General features: G+C 63.1%; 18 protein-coding genes. 7 read left to right on the forward strand and 11 right to left on the reverse strand.

Annotation, left to right across the window (positions count from 1 at the left end; genetic code table 11):
* Positions 1-233 precede the first annotated feature (233 nt).
* A complete protein-coding gene (locus ABLE71_RS16465; RefSeq protein WP_348784558.1) occupies positions 234-1,196 on the forward strand; it encodes an alpha/beta fold hydrolase in 963 nt (320 codons plus the stop codon).
* 26 nt (positions 1,197-1,222) lie between these two features.
* Here the strand turns inward: ABLE71_RS16465 and ABLE71_RS16470 are convergent, their stop codons facing one another.
* The 11 genes from ABLE71_RS16470 to ABLE71_RS16520 form a co-directional block, all read right to left on the reverse strand.
* Positions 1,223-2,032, reverse strand: coding sequence for an ATP-binding cassette domain-containing protein (locus ABLE71_RS16470; protein WP_348784559.1), 810 nt, complete (start codon positions 2,030-2,032; stop codon positions 1,223-1,225).
* 2 nt (positions 2,033-2,034) lie between these two features.
* The gene (locus tag ABLE71_RS16475; protein ID WP_348784560.1) at positions 2,035-3,021 is read right to left on the reverse strand and encodes an ABC transporter permease; all 987 of its coding nucleotides are present in this window, start codon (positions 3,019-3,021) and stop codon (positions 2,035-2,037) included.
* 129 nt (positions 3,022-3,150) lie between these two features.
* On the reverse strand, positions 3,151-4,098 hold the full coding sequence (locus ABLE71_RS16480; RefSeq protein ID WP_348784561.1) for a substrate-binding domain-containing protein: 948 nt from the start codon (positions 4,096-4,098) through the stop codon (positions 3,151-3,153).
* A gap of 253 nt (positions 4,099-4,351) precedes the next feature.
* On the reverse strand, positions 4,352-5,032 hold the full coding sequence (locus tag ABLE71_RS16485; protein WP_348784562.1) for a peroxiredoxin-like family protein: 681 nt from the start codon (positions 5,030-5,032) through the stop codon (positions 4,352-4,354).
* A gap of 18 nt (positions 5,033-5,050) precedes the next feature.
* Positions 5,051-8,350: an adenylate/guanylate cyclase domain-containing protein gene (locus ABLE71_RS16490; RefSeq protein ID WP_348784563.1), complete on the reverse strand. Its 3,300-nt coding sequence runs from the start codon at positions 8,348-8,350 to the stop codon at positions 5,051-5,053.
* A 104-nt stretch (positions 8,351-8,454) separates the two neighbouring features.
* Positions 8,455-10,062, reverse strand: a complete 1,608-nt coding sequence (locus ABLE71_RS16495) for a carboxyl transferase domain-containing protein (RefSeq protein WP_348784564.1) — start codon at positions 10,060-10,062, stop codon at positions 8,455-8,457.
* Between the two features lie 5 nt (positions 10,063-10,067).
* Positions 10,068-10,940 carry a hypothetical protein gene (locus ABLE71_RS16500; RefSeq protein WP_348784565.1) on the reverse strand — a complete coding sequence of 291 codons (873 nt, stop codon included), beginning with the start codon at positions 10,938-10,940 and terminating at the stop codon, positions 10,068-10,070.
* A gap of 105 nt (positions 10,941-11,045) precedes the next feature.
* Positions 11,046-11,429: a type II toxin-antitoxin system VapC family toxin gene (locus ABLE71_RS16505; RefSeq protein ID WP_348784566.1), complete on the reverse strand. Its 384-nt coding sequence runs from the start codon at positions 11,427-11,429 to the stop codon at positions 11,046-11,048.
* Positions 11,426-11,809 (reverse strand): AbrB/MazE/SpoVT family DNA-binding domain-containing protein, encoded by a 384-nt coding sequence (locus ABLE71_RS16510; protein WP_348784567.1) that lies wholly within the window; start codon positions 11,807-11,809, stop codon positions 11,426-11,428. The genes ABLE71_RS16505 and ABLE71_RS16510 overlap by 4 nt, the downstream gene beginning before the upstream one ends.
* A 92-nt stretch (positions 11,810-11,901) precedes the next feature.
* On the reverse strand, positions 11,902-13,065 hold the full coding sequence (locus ABLE71_RS16515; protein WP_348784568.1) for an isovaleryl-CoA dehydrogenase: 1,164 nt from the start codon (positions 13,063-13,065) through the stop codon (positions 11,902-11,904).
* The gene (locus ABLE71_RS16520; RefSeq protein ID WP_348784569.1) at positions 13,046-13,666 is read right to left on the reverse strand and encodes a TetR/AcrR family transcriptional regulator; all 621 of its coding nucleotides are present in this window, start codon (positions 13,664-13,666) and stop codon (positions 13,046-13,048) included. Before ABLE71_RS16520 ends, ABLE71_RS16515 begins: the two co-directional genes overlap by 20 nt.
* 139 nt (positions 13,667-13,805) lie before the next feature.
* Between ABLE71_RS16520 and ABLE71_RS16525 the strand changes: the two genes are divergently transcribed.
* The 6 genes from ABLE71_RS16525 to ABLE71_RS16550 all read left to right on the forward strand — a co-directional run bounded on the left by ABLE71_RS16525 (position 13,806) and on the right by ABLE71_RS16550 (position 20,601).
* Positions 13,806-14,804 carry a bifunctional helix-turn-helix transcriptional regulator/GNAT family N-acetyltransferase gene (locus ABLE71_RS16525; protein ID WP_348784570.1) on the forward strand — a complete coding sequence of 333 codons (999 nt, stop codon included), beginning with the start codon at positions 13,806-13,808 and terminating at the stop codon, positions 14,802-14,804.
* A 77-nt stretch (positions 14,805-14,881) separates the two neighbouring features.
* Entirely contained in the window at positions 14,882-15,349 is a 468-nt protein-coding gene (locus ABLE71_RS16530) for an NUDIX domain-containing protein (RefSeq protein WP_348784571.1), read from the forward strand.
* A 119-nt stretch (positions 15,350-15,468) separates the two neighbouring features.
* A complete protein-coding gene (locus ABLE71_RS16535; RefSeq protein ID WP_348784572.1) occupies positions 15,469-16,575 on the forward strand; it encodes a pyridoxal phosphate-dependent aminotransferase in 1,107 nt (368 codons plus the stop codon).
* Between the two features lie 82 nt (positions 16,576-16,657).
* Complete coding sequence (locus ABLE71_RS16540; RefSeq protein ID WP_348784573.1) at positions 16,658-18,538, forward strand: tetratricopeptide repeat protein; 1,881 nt, start codon at positions 16,658-16,660, stop codon at positions 18,536-18,538.
* 111 nt (positions 18,539-18,649) lie between these two features.
* Complete coding sequence (locus ABLE71_RS16545; RefSeq protein ID WP_348784574.1) at positions 18,650-19,981, forward strand: hypothetical protein; 1,332 nt, start codon at positions 18,650-18,652, stop codon at positions 19,979-19,981.
* A gap of 17 nt (positions 19,982-19,998) precedes the next feature.
* A complete protein-coding gene (locus tag ABLE71_RS16550) occupies positions 19,999-20,601 on the forward strand; it encodes a hypothetical protein (RefSeq protein ID WP_348784575.1) in 603 nt (200 codons plus the stop codon).
* Positions 20,602-20,649: the final 48 nt, after the last annotated feature.

Consider the following 20,649-nt stretch of genomic DNA (forward strand, 5'->3'; position numbering starts at 1 on the left):
GTGCGTGATAAAACCCTAAACAAGCCTGCCGGAATTTAGACTCGGCTAATATGAATGAGCTATCGAATCTTAGTATGATGCCGGAAAAGCAGGGTCGAATCATCAAGGTGTGTGGCCAATTGGCAACATACAAGAACATAATGGATATGACGTAACGTCATTTTAGAATGATTTACAGAGACTTAGCGATTAAATCTCGCGTTCGTTTCTCGTAAAAGTGGCAATGGCGGGCCGTGACCGAAATCATGTTCTTTCTTAGCGACTTCCAGCCGGCCGTTCGTTCGACCGACCCGCATGGTCAGCTCCGGATAGCTTTGCTTATATGCGTTCTGTGTGGGCTTTGCGGGTGCACAGGCACTACCAATTATGCATTGCCAACCGATGCGTCGCTGCTCGCGGCCGGACCGGTCGGCTCGGAAGGGGCAGATTCTCGCCGTCAACTCTGGATGATTCCTTCATCTGAGTCGGGGTTGCTGATGCGCGCCGTCCTGTTTCGCCCAGCCGGTCCAGGACCGTTTTCGCTGGTGGTGATAAATCATGGTTCAGAACAGGACGCTGCAAGGCGCTCGCTCATGCCGATGCCCGCCTTCAACTCGCTCACCGAGTGGTTTCTTCAGCGTGGCTATGCCGTTCTGCTGCCGCAGCGGCCCGGACATGGTGAAACCGGCGGCCGCTACCTCGAGGAGCAGGGTGCCTGTGGCTCCGCCAACTACGAAAAGGCGGGAGACGCGACGGCCGAGAACATTGTGGCGGCGATCGACTTCATGGCGAAACGGCCCTTCGTCAAGCCGAATGGAATAGTCGTCGTCGGAAACTCGGCCGGCGGATGGGGCGTGATCGCCCTTGCCAGGCGCAACCCGGCAGGGGTCTCTGCGCTGATTAATTTCTCGGGCGGACGGGGTGGTCGTGATTTCAATCGGCCGGGCAAAAACTGCTCACCTGAGCGCCTTGTCGCAACGGCAGCGAAGTATGGAAAGACTGCCCGGGTGCAGACGCTTTGGCTCTATGCAAGCAACGACAGCTATTTCTCGCCTGAATTATCACGAGAAATGGCGGAAGCGTTCAGGAAGGCTGGCGGCGCTGTCGATTACCGGCTGCTGCCGGCGGTCGGAAAGGAAGGCCATTCGCTGATCAATGCGCCGGCTGCGGTCTGGGGTCCTTACCTCGAGGCATTTTTGGCGGGCACAGGCGGCTGAAACATCCGCGTGTGCGAATGTGGGGCTCAGGAGATGGCGGCTTTTATCTCCGCTTCCGACATGCCGGTGATGACCCGCTCGACCTCAGCGACGCTGGTCGTCTTGGGGTCGATGTCGTCGGCGACGACCTTGCCGCGCCGCATGACGACGATGCGGTCGACCACCTGGAAGACGTGGTGGATGTTGTGCGCGATGAAGATGCAGGAGTGGCCGGAATCGCGCGCGCTGCGCACGAAGGAGAGCACGCCTTGCGTCTCGGCGACGCCGAGATTGTTGGTCGGCTCGTCGAGGATGATGAGGTCGCTGTCGAAATGCATGGCGCGGGCGATGGCCACCGCCTGGCGCTCGCCGCCCGAAAGTGACCCGATCGGCGTGGTCGGCGGGATGTTCTTGGTGATGCCGACCTGCTTCAGCAGATCGCGCGCGACGGTGTTCATCGCGTCCTGGTCCATGCGGTTGAGGAAGCGCGGACCTTTGAGCGGCTCGCGGCCGAGGAAGAGGTTGCGCGCTATCGACAGCTGCGTGACCAGCGCGGAGTCCTGGTAGATCGTCTCGATACCGTGCGCGATGGCGTCGCCGGTGTTCTTCAGCACCACCTTCCTGCCGCGGATGAAAATGTCGCCACTGGTGATCGGAACGGCGCCGGACAGTACCTTGATCAGCGTCGACTTGCCGGCGCCGTTGTCGCCGAGCAGTCCGACGATCTCGCGCTCATTGACGTGGAAATTCACGTCCAGCAGAGCCTGCACGCGGCCATAGGACTTGCAGATGTTCACCATGCGGATCAGCGGCTCGGCCTCAGTATTTGGCCCGGTATCTGGCCCAGTATCTGGCATGATCATGTTCCCGACTGGTGACGGCGTTCGAGCCATGAATGAAGCGCCATCATGCCAAGGATGATCGCGCCGATGAATATGTTGTAGGCGAGCCCCGGCACGCCGATCAGAACGATGCCGTTGCGCATGACGCGCAGGATGAGGATGCCTAGCACCGTGCCGATGATGGTGCCGCGTCCGCCGGTGAGCGCAGTGCCGCCGATCACCACCATGGCGATGACTTCGAGCTCGTAGCCGGTGCCGCTGTTGGGGTTGGCGGCGGCGGTGCGCAGCGACGAGATGACGCCTGCAAGCGCGGCCATCATCGACGAGAGGATGAACAGGCCGATCTTGACCCTGCTTACACGGACGCCGCGTGCGGCGGCCGCGTTCGGATTGCCGCCCGCCGCCTGGATCCAGTTGCCGATGCGGCTCTGGGTGAGCAGGTAGCCAAGCGCGACGACGGCCAGGATGAACCAGAACAGCGACATGTAGATGCGGAACGGCCCGATGAAGAAGTCGCCGACCAGCGCCTCGGCGAGCCAGCTGCCTTCGGCGCTCCAGGTTCGCTGGGGGAAGCCGTCGGTGATGAAGAGCGCGGTGCCGCGCACGACGAGCAGCATGCCCAGCGTGACCAGGAAGGACGGGATCTTCAGCCGCGTCACGAACCAGCCGTTGACGAGGCCGATGAATGCAGCGACGGCGAGCGCCGCGACAAAGCCGACCTCGAGCGAGGTGGCGCCGCTGTTGAAGAGCGTCCACATCAGCACCGGCGAGAAGCCGAACAGGGAGCCGACCGAGAGGTCGAATTCGCCTGATGTCATGAGCAGCGTCATGGCGAGCGCGATCAGGCCGAGTTCCACCGTAAAGGCCAGCGTGTTGCTGACATTCTGCGGCGAAAGGAAATTGGGATTGATACCCCAGAAGACCGTGATCTCGAGCAGGAGAAGCACGAGGGGACCGAACTCCGGCCTCGCGACAAAGCGCTGGATGAATGTGCGATTTTCCACCGGGACCCGCTGCGTGGTTGGCGTTGCAGGAAGCTCCGCGTCGCCCGGCACGTGTCCCGTTGCGCGTCGCGGTTCGTCACAAAGGCATTCGCGGCGGGTGACTCCGCCGCGAATGTTAGTGTTACACGACTATTTCTGCTTGCCGGAAAGGATGTCGTCGTAGACCTGAGCGGTGTCTTTTTCGTAGAGCGCGCCGGTGATGACATCGAAGCCCGCGGGCACGCCGCCTGCTTCCATCGCGGCCATCGACAGGGCGATGTAGCTGGTCGCCTGCGGGTCCTGCCACTGTGCGGCGTTGACGTAGCCGTTCAGGACTTCCTGGGTGGTGTCGAGCGAGTTGCCCCAGCCGACCACGGGGATTTCACCAGGCTTCACGCCGACCTGATCCCAGACCCGCTTGACCGAACCGGTCACCAGATCGCCGAGGCCGATCATGGCCTTGATCTTGGCGCGATTGGCGGTGAGGTAATCGACCATGCGGTTGATCACCTCGGCCTGGTCAAGCGTGGCTTCCGTGATCTCGTAGGTAATGCCGAGCGGCTCGAACACGCTCTTGATGCCTTCCTCTTCCTGCACGCCGTAGGTAGCGCCCGGGATTTCGACCGGCATCCAGACGAAATCGCCTGATTTCACCAGACCCTTGTCGACCAGATATTGCGCCCAGCCGCGGCCGAACGCGACATTGTTGCCGCCGACATAGGCGTCGAAGCTGGCGGTCGGATCGGGCGTGTTGAAGTTGATGATCGGTATCTTCGCCGCGTTGGCTTCCTTGGCCACCTCGACGAGGCTGCCCGGATCGGGGCTGGTGGTGACGATGCCGTCGGCCTGGGCCGCGATCGCCGCACGGACGGCTTCCTGGTGGGACGCGACGTCGCCATTGTGGAACGACGTGTTCACGGTATTGCCCGTGTCGGCCTCCCACTGCTTGGCGCCGGCCAGGAAATAGGTCCAGACCGGGTCCGCGGGGCCGCCATGGGAAACCCAGTAAAAGGTCTTGCCGGCCGCTTCCGCTCCGGTGAGCGGCACGGCCATCGCCAGCACGGCGCCGGCGACGAGTAGTCTCAATTTCTTCAGCATGCGATTTCCTCCCGTTTGGGTACAGCTACACGTCCGGCCGCTCGTAACGGTAACGCCCGGATCGTTCCTCCTCGCCAGCACCGGTCGGGATGCGCGAGTGCATCTTGTTTCCTACCGGATGGCAAGCCTCCGTCCGCGATGGTAGCGGTCGGGCGGGTCGATACCATCAAGGGTTCAATCAGATTGCATCAGCCGGGTAGATTATTCCGCCGGGCGTGGCTCAGTGTCTATTGCTGGCGAAGGCGATCCGGGCCTATTGCGCGACCTGCGACACGGCCGACATGAGCTCCCGCGGGTTGGGCACCCCGAACATGTACCGCCCGCCTTCCGGGACTTCGGTAAAGCTCCAGCGAACGATGCCTTGCCGGTCGAGAAGGAACTGGCCGAGCAATTGCCCCTGGCCGGTCGCCATCATCTGCTGGTCGGCCTCGGTGATTTCGTAGCCATCTTTCCTGTCGAGAAATTCGCCCGCCGCGATCGGGTTCATCGGCTCCGGCAGTTCGCCCGGCACGTCTACGCGCATGCTCATCGCCGTCTCGAGCGAGACCTTGTGCGGCCACGCCGTCTCGTTCTCGGTGAATTCGAGGTTGGGAAGTCCGAAGGCGCGGTGCGAAGCCCGCTCCGGGTCGGCGGCCGCCAGCAGGTTGGGCACGGGATGGTAGCGGAAGTAGAGGCGCGCTCGCTCGATCGGCGTGTTGACGACGGCAAGGCTCTCCACGCCTCTTTCGCGCAGTTCCGGATCGAGTCGGGCTTGCGCGGCGACGTGGCGCCGGCAGAATGCGCAGTGGAGCCCTCGATACAGGCCGACCAGAACCGGCTTTTGACCGCGAAAGTCGTCGAGTGCGATCTTGCCTTCCTGAGTGATGGCGTCGAGCACGACGTTCGGCGCGCGGTCGCCCGGCTGAAGCGGGCCTAAGTCAATACGCGCGGACATTTCCAACCTCCCACCCGGCTAGTCGAGAAATGGCAGCACCACAAGCGCTTCCGGGTCTAGCCCGTGCTGGGCGCAAACGTCCTGCGCCAGGGAAAAGTAGCGTTCTGCCTCGGCCAGATTGTCAAGGTCGAGATTGAGGGTCGCCAAACCATCATAACACGGAAAGAGCAGTTGCGGTTCCCCTGTCTCGCCCGCTACGTCCAGCGCTTCGCCGTAAAGGCGGGCAGCCAGTTGCTGCTGCCCGTGGCACTGGTGGATCTGCCCCAGCACGATCAGCGGAACCGGCAGATGCTCGCGCTGGTCGAGCGCCCGGTCGATCTCTATGGCCTTCTCTGCAGCCGGCACCCCCTCCGTAGGGCAGCGATCCGTGAACGTGCAGCAGGCTACCGCCAGATTGGCCAGGAGCCGTGCTTGAAAACCTAGGTCGCCGATGCGTCGCGCCACTTCAAGGCCGCGCCGGCATACGTCGATCGCACGCGCGGGATCGATTGTCGTATAAAGCACCCCAAGATTGGTGTAGCCGCGGCAGGCGGCGCCCGGCAGACCGGCCGCTTCGGCCAGTTCGATGCTCCGCTCCACTTCGCGCACGGCTTCGCGGTTTCGCCCAAGCCGGGCCAGCGCTACGCCCTTGGTGTTGAGCGCTTCGGCAACCACCAGCGTGGCGTCGCTCCCCGTCCCGGAGATATGCTCCTCCGTCAGCGGGCCGGCACAATCCATAGCCGCGTCGGCCCATTTCGCGGCGAGGGCATGGTCGCCGTTGCGGAAGGCTAGGCGCCCGCGCTCCTGCAGAAGATGCGCCTGCTCGATCGGAGCGTCCGCTCCCTCGAGAAGCGCCGCCGCCTCGACATAGCAGGATTCCGCGCCGTCGCGCTTGCCTACATCCCAGAGCAGCCGGCCGATCTTGCGCAGCACCCGTGCCGATCCGACAAGATCGCCCGTTTCGCGATACGCCTGCAGCACCGTCTCGTAGTGGCCGCGCGCGATCTCCCGGCGACCGACCGGGCCGCTCAGATCGGCTATTCGCTCGGCGATTGCGAGCTTCAAAGGCGTCTGTTCGGTGGCGTCCAGAGTGGCGAGCGCGCGCTCATAGAAACGAAGGGCATCGTCATTGGCGTAGATCATGCGGGCGCGGTCGCCCGCTGACCGGAGAAAACGAGCGCCTTTCTCCCGCTCTGCGCTCAACGCGAAATGGTGACCGAGCACGGTCAGGTCTTCGAGACGTTCCGGGTTGTCGCCGGCGAGCCGTTCGAATGCGGCGCCTATCCGCCCGTGCAATTCGGTGCGGCGCTGCAGGAGCAGATTCTGGTAGATTACGTCTTGCAGCAACGTTTGGGTGAAACGATAGCCTTGCGACGAAAGAGAACCCGACCCGGCAACCTCCTCGACGATTTCCGCATCGCAAAGCAGTTCGAGGCCAGCCTCAAGCCTGCCGGGGTCGGCTGTTACGGCCTTGAGAAGCGTGGCGTCGAAGCGCGGGCCGATGACAGCAGCTTCCTGGGCCAATCGGCGCACGTCCTGCGGCAGCCGGTCGACGCGAGCGAGCAACATCGCCTGAATGGTGGCCGGAATGCCGGCCGCCGCGTCGCCCGCCGCCGTCTGCCACTGCTGGCCGTCTCGCCTCAGCACACCGACGTCAATGAGGCCGCGCACGATCTCCTCGACGAACAGCGGGTTGCCGCCCGCACGGTCGAGTATCTGGTCGCGGAGCCCCGCGGCGGAACTCACCCAGCCTTCGCCGAACAATGCGGCCAGCAGGTTGCGCCCCTCAGAGTTGCCGAGTGGCGACAATCTGAGCGCGGTATGACTGACCCGGCTCGACTCCAACTGGTCGTTTTCCAGAGCCGGCCGGTGTGTGACCAGGAGCATCAACCGAGTCCGCTCAAGCCGGTCCATCACGAAACGCAGCGCCTCGAGCGACACGGCGTCGGCCCAGTGCAGGTCTTCGACGACGATCAGCAGAGGCGACAGGGCCAAGCGCCGTTCGACGATTGTGCGCACAGCGTAGAGGATCTGCCGCCGCAATTGCTCGGGCTCGACGTGCTGCAAGGCGGCGGTGGGATCGCCGAGGCCAAGTACATGGAAGAGCAGGGGCATCAGCCGTTCCGCTTCGTCGCCCGGCAGGCCGAGATCGTTGAGCAATGCCGCGAGCTTCGCCCGCATTCCGTCCGGACCGTCGTTTTGCATGATACCGGCGGCGCTGCGCACGACCGCGCCGAGCGCGCCATATGACTGTTCGCCCAGCGGCGAGCAGGCGGCCTGCCTGACGGCAACGTTGCGAAAGCGATCGTCCTCGCCGACACGGGCAACGAACTCCTTGACCAGCCGCGATTTCCCAATGCCCGCCTCGCCGACGAGCCGGACAAGTTGCGCCGAGCCCCCGCACGCCTGATCGAGGCTCGCCAGCATTCTCTGAAGTTGCGCATCGCGGCCGATCATCGGCGCGCCGAGGCCGAGCGCTTCGAGCCCGCGCGCCGCCCGCGGTGCCGCAAGTGGCTCGCGCAGCCGATAGACAAGCACGCTGCCGGCCTTGCCGCGAAGCGCGATGTCGCCGAGCTTCTCGTATGAGAAGGCATGCCGCGTCAGCCGGTGGGTTAGTTCGCCTACCAGTATCTCGCCGGGTTTGGCCAGCGATTGCAGCCGCTGCGCAGTATTCACCGTGTCGCCGGTCACCGAATAGGATTTCGCGACGCCTACGCCCAATCCGCCGGTAACGACCGGCCCGGTGTTTATGCCGATGTGAAGCACCAGGGGCAGGCCGGCATGAGCGGCGCTTTCACCGAGTCGAGCCGTCCGCGCCATCATGTCGAGGGCGGCGCGGAGTGCGCGTTCCGGATCATCCTCGTGCGCGACCGGCGCGCCGAACAATGCGAGCAGCGCGTCGCCGATGAACTTGTCGACGAAACCACCGAAGTTCTGCACGGAAGCGGTCAGCTCCCTGAACAGCTTGTTTTGCAGCGCCTGCATGACCTCGGGGTCGAGCTTCTCGCTGAACGTCGTGAAGCCGCAAAGGTCGGCGAACAGAACCGTCACCGTGCGGCGGTCGGCATCCGAGGTGGGATGCGCGGGGAAGGTTGCAATTTCCGCGTTCGGAGGATGGGTCGTAGCGTCCGTCGTCCGAGCGGTCCGGCCTAGTGCCGGCCCCACGTGCCCGACCGGCTTCGCCGCCGCTCCGACGCTCGCGCCGCATTTCGGGCAGAACTGGAAATCTGGTGCGCAGAGATGGCCGCAACTGGTGCACGGCATGGGCTGGCGCAGACCGCACTTGGGACAGAAAGCGAAGCCGCTCTCAACCAGGAAACCGCAGCCGGAGCAGTCCATCGGCCAGAACCTCGCGAGGGCCGAGACGGCATAGTCGTGGCACGCCGCTCAAACGGCCAGTATCTTCGCAAGGATGGACCCATAAGCGCCGGCCGGCAAGCGCTTTACATCCTCCAGACGCCGACCTTCGTCTCCGGGATCGGTGCGTTGAGCGCGGCCGACAGCGACAGCGCCAGCACCTCGCGCGACTTCGCCGGGTCGATGATGCCGTCGTCCCAGAGACGTGCCGAGGAATAGAGCGGGTGGCCCTCGCGCTCGTATTTTTCGAGGATCGGCGCGCGGAACTCGGCCTCCTCTTGCTTGGACCATGAGCCGCCTTTGCGCTCGATGCCCTCGCGCTTGACGAGCGCCAGCACGGTCGAGGCTTGCTCGCCGCCCATCACCGAGATGCGCGCGTTCGGCCACATCCACAGGAAGCGGGGCGAGAAGGCGCGGCCGCACATGCCGTAATTGCCAGCGCCGAACGAGCCGCCGATGATCATGGTGACCTTCGGCACCTGGGCTGTCGCGACCGCCGTCACCAGCTTGGCGCCGTCGCGCGCGATGCCGCCTTGCTCGGCCTTCTTGCCGACCATGAAGCCGGTGATGTTCTGCAGGAAGACGAGCGGGATCTTGCGTTGGCAGCAGAGCTCGATGAAATGCGCGCCCTTGAGCGCGCTTTCGGAGAACAGCACGCCGTTGTTGGCGATGATGCCGACCGGCATGCCCATCAGATGCGCGAAGCCGGTGACGAGTGTGACGCCGTAGTTCTGCTTGAACTCGTCGAACTCCGAGCCGTCGACGATGCGGGCGATGATTTCGCGCACGTCATAGGGTTTTCGGGTGTCCTCCGGCACGATGCCGTAGATCTCGTCCGCCGCGTGAAGCGGCTGAATCGGTTTCTTTAGATCGAGGACTATCGCCTTCTTCCGATTCAGGTTTCCGACGATGCGCCTGACGATCGCCAGCGCATGCGCGTCGTCCTCGGCGAGATGGTCGGCAACGCCCGACAGCCGCGTGTGGACGTCAGCGCCGCCGAGCTCCTCGGCGGTGACGTCCTCGCCGGTGGCGGCCTTCACCAGCGGCGGGCCGCCGAGAAAGATGGTGCCTTGGTTTCTGACGATGACGCTCTCGTCCGACATCGCCGGCACATAGGCGCCGCCCGCGGTGCAGGAGCCCATGACGCAGGCGATCTGCGGGATGCCGGCTGCCGACATCGTCGCCTGGTTGAAGAAGATGCGCCCGAAATGCTCGCGGTCGGGAAACACCTCGTCCTGGTTGGGCAGGTTCGCCCCGCCGGAATCGACGAGGTAGATGCAGGGGAGGCTGTTCTGCAGCGCGATCTCCTGCGCGCGCAGATGCTTCTTCACCGTCAGGGGATAGTAGGTTCCGCCCTTCACCGTCGCGTCGTTGACGACGATCATCACCTCCGTTCCTGAAACGCGGCCGACGCCGGCGATGAGGCCGGCGGATGCGATGTCGCCGTCATACATGCCCCATGCCGCGAACTGGCCGATCTCGAGGAAGGGCGAGCCGGGATCGATGAGCTGCGCCAGGCGCTGGCGCGGCAGGAGCTTGCCGCGCGAGGTGTGGCGCTCGCGCGCCTCTTCGGACCCGCCGCGCTCGACAGTCGCGGCCTTGGCCGAGATGTCGGCGACCAGCGCTTTCATGCGCTCGGCATTGGCGCGGAAGGCGTCGGAGACGGGGGAGATGGCGGAGGCGAGGGCGGGCATGACGACTATTCCTCCACGAGTTCCAGCTTGCCATCGCGCCTCCGATAGATGCGATTGGAAAGCAGCATGAATCCTTCTTCAAAAGTGTCGTCGACAATGCTTCTTGCTGCCCGCAGAGCTGCCGGATTGCTTGCCTCGAAAACGATCAATTGGTCCCGCCGGGCAATCGTCACCAGAACATCGCCGGGAAAATCTGATTTCGCCAGCTGCCAGAACTCATCGAGCAGAATCATGCCGGGGGCCAATATGTCGTTCCCCTCGACTAGGTACTGGACCACGGTATCGGAAATCCTGTTCGGGGCGACCTTCGGCAGCCATTCTCTCAGATTCTCAAAGGCGATCGGTTGGAGGTCATCGAATGACTCGTTTGGAAAATCGTCCTCTATTGCCCATCTGAGCGAGTCAGGCAGGTCGACCATCAGCGCGATGACAAGATCACCTACCAGTCGTTGATGTAGGACAGACTGACCAGATGCCTCAATTTCTTGGAGTAGTGCGGCTGTACGAATTGCCGCCACGAGCTGTTCGTGGGACACCGGCGTTTGAAATGCAGTCAGAGACCTGACGAAACGATCGATGATCTCGTCCGCGTTCTCGTTTGGATAGGAGTTGAGATAGCCGAATATATTGGTGACGTCTGATGTGATGACGTTGTCTTTGATCCGGATATCTATCTTTGCAGGATCGGCAGGGTCGGGCGTCACTTCGTCGAGATCCGGCAACTGCTTTATGCGGGCGATCACTCTTTCCCGAAACGCAGAGATGTCTGGGAAGCGCGGTTCGCTTGCCCTTGCTTTGCCGAGCGTCGCTAAAATCGATGACAACAGCGATATGATCAGGAGCTTCCTTCTGGTCGGCGAAACATCGCTTTGCGGCATCAGATCACCTTGGAGCCGTTTGAAACAGCAGGGGTGGGCATGACGTTGGCGCGGAAGGCGTCGGAGGCGGGGGAGATCGAGGAGGCGAGGGCGGGCATGAAACTCCTAACGGATCAGTTCGATCTTGCAGCCGAGGTCGAGCGTCGCCCAGTCGCGGTCGGCGGTGACCGCTGTGGCGCCTTCCCGGATCGCCAGAGCAAGGCAAGCACGATCGCCGAGCGAAAGGCCTTTGTGGCTGGTCGCGGCGCGCAGACGTCCGGCAAGAACAGCGAGGTCGGCGCCAAACCCATCGATATTGATGCCCGTATCGAAAAAGTCGCCCACCGCTTCGTCCGGAGTGCGGCCCTTGTCGATCAGCCGCGCCACAATTTCCGTGACATTCACCGAACAGCACTGCCCGTTCTGGAAATATTGCAGCGCATTGTCCGCTCCACTTTCGTTGAGCAACACCGCGAGCACGGCAGAGCTGTCGAGAACGTATTTCGTCACGGCTTTTTCGTCGCAATGCCTTCGTCATGCAAGCGGTCGAACCGCGCGTCGCTCCGCCGTTGCTCGTCCTTTCGATCGGCCAAAAACTCGTCCACCGCGTTCTCTCCGGGCCGCTTATAGGGCGCCAGGCGCTTCTGGACCTTTCGAATGGAGACCAGTTGGGACACTGCCGTGAGTTCGTCGTCGGTGACTTTCAGGATCAGCGTGTCTCCCGTTTTGATGCCCATGACCTTCCGCATCTCGGCGGGGATCACAAGCCTTCCGCCCTCCCCAACGGTAGCCCGCACAGGACCAATCGAACGGGTCCGGTTTGCAGGTTGATGATGGCTGAACTCAGCGGATTCCTCGGAAAACCCGTGGATCTTCTTTGAGGCAGACATGATCACAACTCTATTTTTTCTACCTCAAAGTACCATGACATGAAAGATCTGGCAAATATGAAGAATATGGCGCATATACAATAGATGCCAGGCTAAGCCCCCTCTGCCATCATCTCCCTGCCAATCAGCCATCTCCGGATCTCACTCGTCCCCGCGCCGATCTCGTAGAGCTTGGCGTCGCGTAGCAGGCGTCCGGTCGGATAGTCGTTGATGTAGCCGTTGCCGCCGAGCAGCTGGATTGCGTCGAGCGCCATCAGGGTCGCCTTCTCCGCCGCGTAGAGGATGCAGCCGGCGGCGTCCTTGCGCGTCGTCTGGCCGCGGTCGCAGGCGGAAGCGACGGCGTAGACATAGGCGCGCGCTGCGCTCATCGTCGAATACATGTCGGCGAGCTTGCCCTGCACGAGCTGGAAGTCGCCGATCGGCTGGCCGAACTGCTTTCGCTCGCGCGCATAGGGCACGGCGGCGTCGAGGCAGGCGGCCATGATGCCGAGCGGCCCGCCCGCAAGAACGGTGCGCTCATAGTCGAGACCGGACATCAGCACCTCGACGCCGCGGCCTTCCTCGCCGAGCACATTGTCGAACGGGACCTCGACGTCCTCGAACACCAGCTCGCCGGTGTTGGAGCCCCGCATGCCGAGCTTGTCGAGCTTTTGCGCGACCGAGAAGCCGGCCATGGTCTTCTCGATGAGGAAAGCGGTGATGCCGCGCGACTTCCGCTCCGGATCGGTCTTGGCGTAGACGACCAGCGTGCCGGCGTCGGGCCCGTTAGTGATCCACATCTTGGAGCCGTTGAGAACGTAACGGTCGTTGCGCTTGTCGGCGCGAAGTTTCATCGACACCACGTCCGAGCCCGAGCCTGGCTCCGACATGGCGAGCGCCCCGACGGTTTCGCCCGAGCACAGGCCGGGCAGGTATTTTTCCTTCTGGGCCTGCGTGCCCCAGCGGTTGATCTGGTTGACGCAGAGGTTGGAATGCGCGCCATAGGAGAGGCCTACCGAGGCCGAGGCGCGCGAGATCTCCTCCATCGCCACGACATGCGCGAGATAGCCCATGCCGGAGCCGCCGAATTCGGGATCGGCGGTGACGCCGAGCAGGCCGAGTGCGCCGAACTCCTTCCAGAGATGCGCCGGGAACTCGTTCGATCTGTCGATGCCGGCGGCGAGCGGCGCGATCTTTTCGGCGGCGAAGCGGCGAACCAGATCGCGCAAGGCGTCGATCTCCTCGCCCTGGCCGAAGTCAAGCGTGTTCAGGTACATGTGCATCCTCCCTGCGGCCGACGAGCCGCATCGTCATGGCGAGATAGGTTTTCGCCACGTCCTCGACGGAAAGCTTCTCGTCCGGCCTGAACCAGACGATAACGCCGGTGATCATTTGAATGATAGCCATGGCGGTGAGGCCGCTATCGTCGATGGTGAAGACGCCGCTGTCGGCGCCTTCCCGCAGGATCTGGCGCAGCTCCTTTTCATAGGCTGCGCGCAACTTCAGGATCGCGGTCAGGTTGGGCTTGGACAGGCTGCGCAGCTCCATGTTGGAGACATGTGTGGCGTGGCGGCGCGCGACGTGGAAGCGGATGTGATGTTCCACGAAGGCGGCGAGGCGGGCCTCCGGACCGCCGGATGCAGGACACGCGGCGTTCCAACTGGCGGCGAGTGCACGCATGTGGCCTTCCATCAGGGCGAACAGCAGGTCTTCCTTGGTCGGGAAGTAGCGGTAGAGCGCGGCCGCCTGCACGCCGACTTCGGCGGCGAGCTGGCGCATCGAGATGGCCTCGTAGCCGTGCCGCGCAATCAGCCTGACCGCCGCATCGCGGATCGCGGCCTCTGTCTTCTCCCCGTCGGAACCCGCCGTTCGTGCCATACCTCATTAATAAAACATACGTTCATTTAATTCAAGTGTTGCCGGCGAAGCAGAAGATTGACGGAATCCATAGATAGTTGACTCAGTCCAATAAATCTGCTGCGCTGTCAGGCGCTGAACTTTTCCTGGTTGCCCTGCCATGCTCAATGACCGTCGAGCGCTCATCGCCGAAATCCGCCGCTTCAACCGCTTCTACACGCGACTGATCGGCTTGCTTGAAGAAAGGCTGACCTCCAGCATCTTCACGCTGACCGAGGCGCGTGTCCTGTTCGAACTGGGCCATCGCACCAACACTGTCGAAACGGCTCGCGGCGGCGAGGCTGGATTCCTCGCCCGAACCTTCAGGCTCGACATCGGGCCGGCGGCTTCGCAGATCGCCGCCGAACTTCGCCTCGATCCAGCCTACCTCACCCGAATCCTCAGGAAGTTCGCCGCCGACGGGCTGACGGACGTGCATGCCGATCCGGCGGACGGCCGCAGGCGCATCCTGTCGCTCACGCCGGCCGGCAGCAAGGCTCTCGCAGGACTGCAGGCTGCCGCGGACCAGGATATCGGCCGGCTGACCGAAGGGCTTTCGCAGGATGACATCGGCAAGCTGGGCGGCGCGCTGGACACTGTCCAGCGCCTTCTCGGCGCCGCCGATATAGCACCCGCCGACGTCGAGGTGCGGCCGCATCGGATCGGCGATATCGGCTGGGTGATCCAGCGCCAGGCGCAGCTCTATGCCGAGGAATATGGCTGGAATGACGAATTCGAGGCGCTGCTGGCCGAGATCGGCGGCGACTTCATCCGCAACTTCCGCGCCGGGAGCGATTTCTGCTGGATTGCCGAACGCGCTGGGTCGCGACTCGGCGCAATATTCCTGGTTCACGATCCGGACGACTCGGAGTCGGCGAAACTGCGCATGCTGCATGTGGAACGGGGCGCGCGGGGGCATGGCATCGGCGGCCTTCTGGCCGATCTTTGCATCGATCAGGCTCGGGCCTGCGGCTACCGGGAACTGACCCTGTGGACCAACGATATCCTTGTTGCCGCGCGCCGGATTTACGAACAGCGGGGATTCGTCCTTCTGCGCGAGGAGCAGCACCGCAGTTTTGGCAAGGATCTGGTCGGACAGTACTGGCGATTGGACCTTTAGGTTCCGTTGAAATCTTCGCGGCTGCCGTGCGCCATACCTGCCCTTGCAGGCATTGGCGTTTCGGCCGAGGGTGACGCATGGCAGCGAAAAGCGCTGGGATCATCGCCTATCGTCGGCTAGCCGGCTCGATCGAAGTCCTGCTCGTTCATCCTGGCGGGCCGTTCTGGGCAAGGCGGGAATCCGGCGCATGGTCGATCCCGAAAGGCGAATACTCGGGCGAGGACGCGCAAGCCGCGGCCCGGCGCGAATTCGCGGAGGAAACCGGCTGGACGATCGCCGGTGAGCTGACGCCGCTCGGCGAAATCAGGCAGAAGGCCGGCAAGGCGGTGACCGCCTTCGCCGCGGAAGGCGATTTCGATCCGGCGACATTGACCAGCAACAGCTTCGAGATGGAATGGCCGCCGAGAAGCGGACGCATCGCCTCCTTCCCTGAGGTCGACCGCGCGGGCTGGTTCGCGTTCGCAGAGGCACGCGAGAAGATCGTCGAGGGCCAGCGTCCGTTGCTCGACAGGCTTCAGGACAGGTTGACCGGCGAGGGCGGCTGACTCGAATTTCCCCACCATGCGCGGGGCCGACGTGGCCTACGCAATTGCCGCGGGAGGTTATGGACGCCGGTTGTTGCAGCCGATAACGCTTTGGCTGCTTTCTCGCACCAGAGGTTGTGATGGATCTCCCGCCCTTCCTGCTCGATCACTGGCTGGCCAAACACAGCTTTGCGACGCCGCCGATCGCATACGACCTGGCGTCGAGCACCGGGCCGAAATGGACGGTCGGTGAACTTCTTGCGCTTGGGGACGGCACTGGTCTCGACGATACGGTGCTGAGCTACGCGCCGTCCGAAGGCGGCAGGGCGTTGCGCGAAGCGATCGGCACTTTCCTCGGCGTCGATCCGGATTGGGTCGTGGTGACGCTCGGCGCGTCGGAGGCCTTTTCAATCCTGCTTTGTGCGGCGGCTCGGCCGGGGACCAACGTCGTGCTGCCGTCGCCGGGCTATCCGGCCTTCGACCCGATGGCCGGTGTCTGGGGGCTTGGCGTCCGCCATGTCAGGCTGTCGCGGGACAACGGCTTCCGGCAGCACGCCGCGGATGTGCTGGACGCGGTGGATGAGAGCACCGTGTTCGCGCTGGTGAACACTCCGCACAATCCGGCCGGCACCATCATGCCGCGCGACGGAATCGAGGAACTGGCCGCTGCCCTGCACCGGAAAGGCGTGCCGCTGGTCGTCGACGAGGTTTATCACCCGCTCTATTTCGGCAAGCCCCAGCCATCGGCGGCCTCGCTCTCCAACGTGATTGCGATGGGCGACATGTCCAAGGCGATGTCGCTGGCCGGCCTGCGCATCGGCTGGCTGGTCGAGCGCGATCCGCAGCGGCGCGAGAAGATGATCGACGCGCGCAGCTATTTCACGATCAGCAGTTCGCCCCTGCTGGAGCGGCTGGCGGTTCACGCGCTCGCCAACCGCGACGTGCTGCTCACCAGGCTCCAGGCTGTCGCCGGCGAAAACCTCGTCGCGCTGTCGGATTTCATGGACCGCGTATCCGACGTGCTCGCCTGGGCACGACCGGCGGGCGGAACAGTGTGTTTTCCGTGGTTCCGCGACGGCCGCGACAGCCGGCCCTTCTGCGAGGCGCTTGCCGCGAACGGCGTACTGGTCGCGCCGGGCGACTGCTTCGGCATGCCGGAGCATATGCGTTTGGGTTTCGCGCTGCTGAGGCCGGAGAAATTCAGCCAGGCGCTGGGGATATTCGAGCGTATTCTGCGCGAAGGCTGACCGTTGGGCGGCGCACCAGCCGCAACGTTGCCGGTGAAGCGTCGATCAAGTAGCCTTTCGTCGTCGGACTTCGGAGAGCGGCATGCCCGAGGAGCAGGTTGAGCGGCGTTTGGCGGCCATACTTGCGGCCGACCTTGTCGGCTACAGCCGGCTTATGGAGACCAACGAGGAGCAGACGCTGAGCAGCCTGCGTCTGCACCGGCGCGAGTTCTTCGATCCCACCGTCGCGCGCCATGGCGGGCGAATCTTCAAGGTCATGGGCGATGGCTTCCTGATCGAGTTCTCGAGCGTGCTGAGCGCGGCGCGCTGCGCGGTGGAGATCCAGCGCGGCATGCCCGAGCGCAACGCCGGCGTTCCCGAAGACAGGCACTTCAAGTTTCGCATGGGGATCAACCTTGGCGACCTCATCGTGGACGGCGACGACTTCCACGGTGACGGTGTCAACCTTGCGGTGCGGCTGCAGAGCCTCGCTCCTCCGGGCGGAATCGCCTGCTCGGCCGCCGTCCGGAACGAGGTGGGCAGCAAGCTCGATGTCGGCTTCTCCGACCAGGGCGACAAGCGGGTCAAGAACATCGCCCAGCCCGTACATGTCTATTTCGCCGACTGGGGACAGGCGGCTGGCCGCGCTGCCGGCGGGATGGCGGCGTTCGCTGGCGTTGGGCAGGTTCGGCCCGACAGGCCATCGCTGGCCGTGCTGCCCTTTGCCAATCTCAGCAACGATCCCGAGCAGGAATTCTTCAGCGACGGCATCACCGAAGACATCATCACGGACATGTCGAACGTGTCGGGCCTTTTTGTGCTGAGCCGCAACACGGTGTTCGCCTACAAGGGCAGGGCGCAGAACCTCGAGCGCATCGCCAGGGAACTCGGCGTCGCCTACGTCGTCGAAGGAAGCGTGCGCAAGGCCGGGAACCGCGTGAGGATCAACGCCGAGTTGATCGAGGGGGCGACCGACGGACACCTCTGGGCTGCCCGCTACGATCGCGACCTGACAGATATCTTCGCGGTCCAGGACGAGATCACCAAGGCAATCGTCGAGCAATTGAAGGTCAAGCTCCTGCCGGAAGAGAAGAAGGCGATCGAAACCGAGCCGACCGCCAATGTCGAGGCATACACCTACTACCTGCGGGCGCGCGAATATTATCACATAGCATCCAAGGCCCATCACATGATGGCCAAGCAGAATTTGGCCAAGGCCATAGAGCTCGATCCGAATTACGCTCGCGCCTATGCCGGCATCGCAGTGTGCGATTCCCGCCTCAGGTCGCATTACGGCGTCGACATTCCCGCCGAGGATATTCTCGCGAACGCCGCCAAGGCGCTGGCGATCGACCCCAATCTCGCCGAGGCGCATGCGGTGCAAGGCTTCGCATTGGCGGTTTGCGACCGCCGCGCCGATGCTGTCGCCGCCTTTGAGCGGGCGCTGTCGCTGGACCCCGCCAACTACGAAGCCAACCGCTACTACGCCGAGTTTTGTGTCACGGAGGGACAGTTCGATTTGGCCGCGAAACTCTTCATGCGAGCGATGGAGGCGAAGCCGGCGGACTGCGTTTCGCCGATCATGCTGGTCAACGTCTTTCGCTCTCTCGGCCAGCTCGAGCAGGCAGAGAGCTACGGGCGGATCGGCATTCGCAAGGCCGAGGAGGAATTGAAGCTTCACCCGGAAAACGCCAACGTCGCGTGTCTTGGGGCGATCGTGCTGGCCTTTCTCGGCGAGCGCGACAAGGCGCTTGAGTGGCTCACGCTCTCCCTGATCACCGAGCCCGATGATATCAACATCCAGTACAACGCAGCGTGCACCTATTCCCAACTTGGGGAACTCGAGCGCGCCATCGATATACTGGAGTCATGGATGACGCATGCGGGGACTGAGATGAAGCTTTGGTTCAGGAACGATTCCGATCTCGATCCCATACGCGGGCACGCCCGCTACGCCAGACTTGTAGAATTGTCGGAAAATTGAGCGCGAGATTTCCAGAGCCGGTTTCCGGATTGTTTACGCTGCGTAAAGACTGCTCGCCAACGCCCCAATATTGATCTAATCATGATTGCTTGCGGCGGTCGTGGGGTTCTTATGGGCACACGGTTCAGGCTTTTTGCGCAGTCTCCCTTCGTGGGTTTCGGCACCGAGCCCGAGATCGTGGCCGTTTCGTCGCCACCGGGAAGCGTTGGCGCCGGGCCGTCCGACGGCCGCATGTTCGTCATCGAGCCCGTCGGCAAGAAATGGCCGTACGGCATGAACCGCGGGCCGCTCGGCACGCCTTTCGTCTATCTGCCGCAATGGCGCGGGCCGCGCCTTGCGCCGGCCTTGCCCGACGACGACGGAAATTTCGACTACCTGGAGCCCGACATGCCGGGTTTCGCGGCCGCGCATGCCTTCGGCAGCGCGCGCTTCACGCTTGACGTCTGGGAAAACTATCTGGGCGAGGAGGTCGATTGGCATTTCCGTGACGATTTCGACCGCCTGGAAATCTCGATCCTGCCGCAATGGGACAACGCCCGCTTTGGCTACGGTTTCCTCGAGATCGGCAGCCAGTTTGAGAAAGACGGCAGCGTCCTGCCTTTTGCGCTCGACTTCGACATCATCGCCCACGAGGTCGGCCACGCCTTTATCTTCAGCATCCTCGGCGTGCCCGACGAGAACGCCGAGTTTCCCGAATATGGGGGGTTCCACGAGTCGTTTTCCGACTGCGTGTCGCTGATCGCCGAAATGCACTTTCCGTCGGTGATCGACCAGGTCCTCGATGAAACCAGCGGCAACCTCTATCTGTCGAACCGCATCGCGCGCTTTTCCGAGTTTCCGGGAAACCGGCAGATCCGCGACGCCAACAACACCCGTACGATGGACGACTTTGTCGACGGCTACCGGAACGAGCATGACCTGTCCGAACCGCTGACCGGCGCCATTTTCGACATTCTGGCGGACATCTTTCAGGAGAGCCTCGTCGACCGTGGCCTGATTTCTCGGGAGGTCGAGCAACTGGCTGAGGACGTCGAGTTCGGCGGCGCAGAGTCAGCCGAACTACAGCATGCCTTCGACAGCGCTTATGCGGACGACAGCGAGGGCTTTGCCCAGGCGCTGGCCGATGCGCGCGATGTGATGGGCGCCTACCTCGCCGAAACGCTGTGGGACCTCGATCCGGATTTCCTCGATTATGGCGACGTGGCCGACGTTCTCCTCGCCGTCGACGAGCGCGAGACCGATGGACGCTACGGCGACATCATCGAGCGCAATTTCGAACGGCGCGGCATCGGCGTCGTGTGTGCCGGGCCGCGTTTCGAACCGAAGCAGCAAGGCAGCCTGCCTTCGCAGCGAGCGGTGCTGCCGCGGGACCGTTTTTGGCTTCCGAGGATGAGTTATCGGGAGAGGTTTGTTTTGTCGGAATCAATCAACCGTAACGTCTGAAAGCGCTGGAGGAAAAAATGGCGGCGCCAATTGTACCACAGGAAACTTTGCTCAGTGCATCAGCAGTATTTCTCTATGGCCGAATGGTAGGCGATCTCCAATTGGTTGCAGACACGGAGCTGAAGCAGCGGCCAAAGCGAAAAGGCGCCAATCTGTTCCTTCAAAGCCAGTTGAAAGCCGAGAAGGCGGGCTTCGCTCGCATCTACGCATTTTCGTACGAGGGATATATCTACGACCTCGCAAAGCCGGCACTCTTCCTTGTGCACGGAGGCGGTTATGAAATCGATTCACCCGAGCCGGAAGATCTTGAATATCAGCGGCTGTCGCGTTCGCCCGGGCGAGCAACGTGGACGGGAGTTGGTAGGCAGTCGGGCGTGTTCTCGTTGGACATGCGGGTGTGGGTTTATGACAAGGGCGACTTCTCGATGCGTCTGGAGGTCGAGACCGGCACTTTCGAAGACCTTCTGCTGGTCTCCGAACTGGACGAGGAAGCGTGGGGAAGCGGCGGACGCTCCGGCAGCGGACGCTCCGGCAGTGGACGTTCCGGTAGCGGACGTTCCGGTAGCGGACGGTCAGGCAGTGGACGCTCCGGTAGCGTGATGGGACGCTCCGGCAGCTAGACACCACGTCGCGGAGGTGTCTAGCCGCATCGGAGAATGGCGGTAGCT

The sequence above is a fragment of the Mesorhizobium sp. KR9-304 genome, from assembly GCF_040049215.1.
In the GTDB taxonomy this organism is placed as follows: Bacteria; Pseudomonadota; Alphaproteobacteria; order Rhizobiales; family Rhizobiaceae; genus Mesorhizobium_K.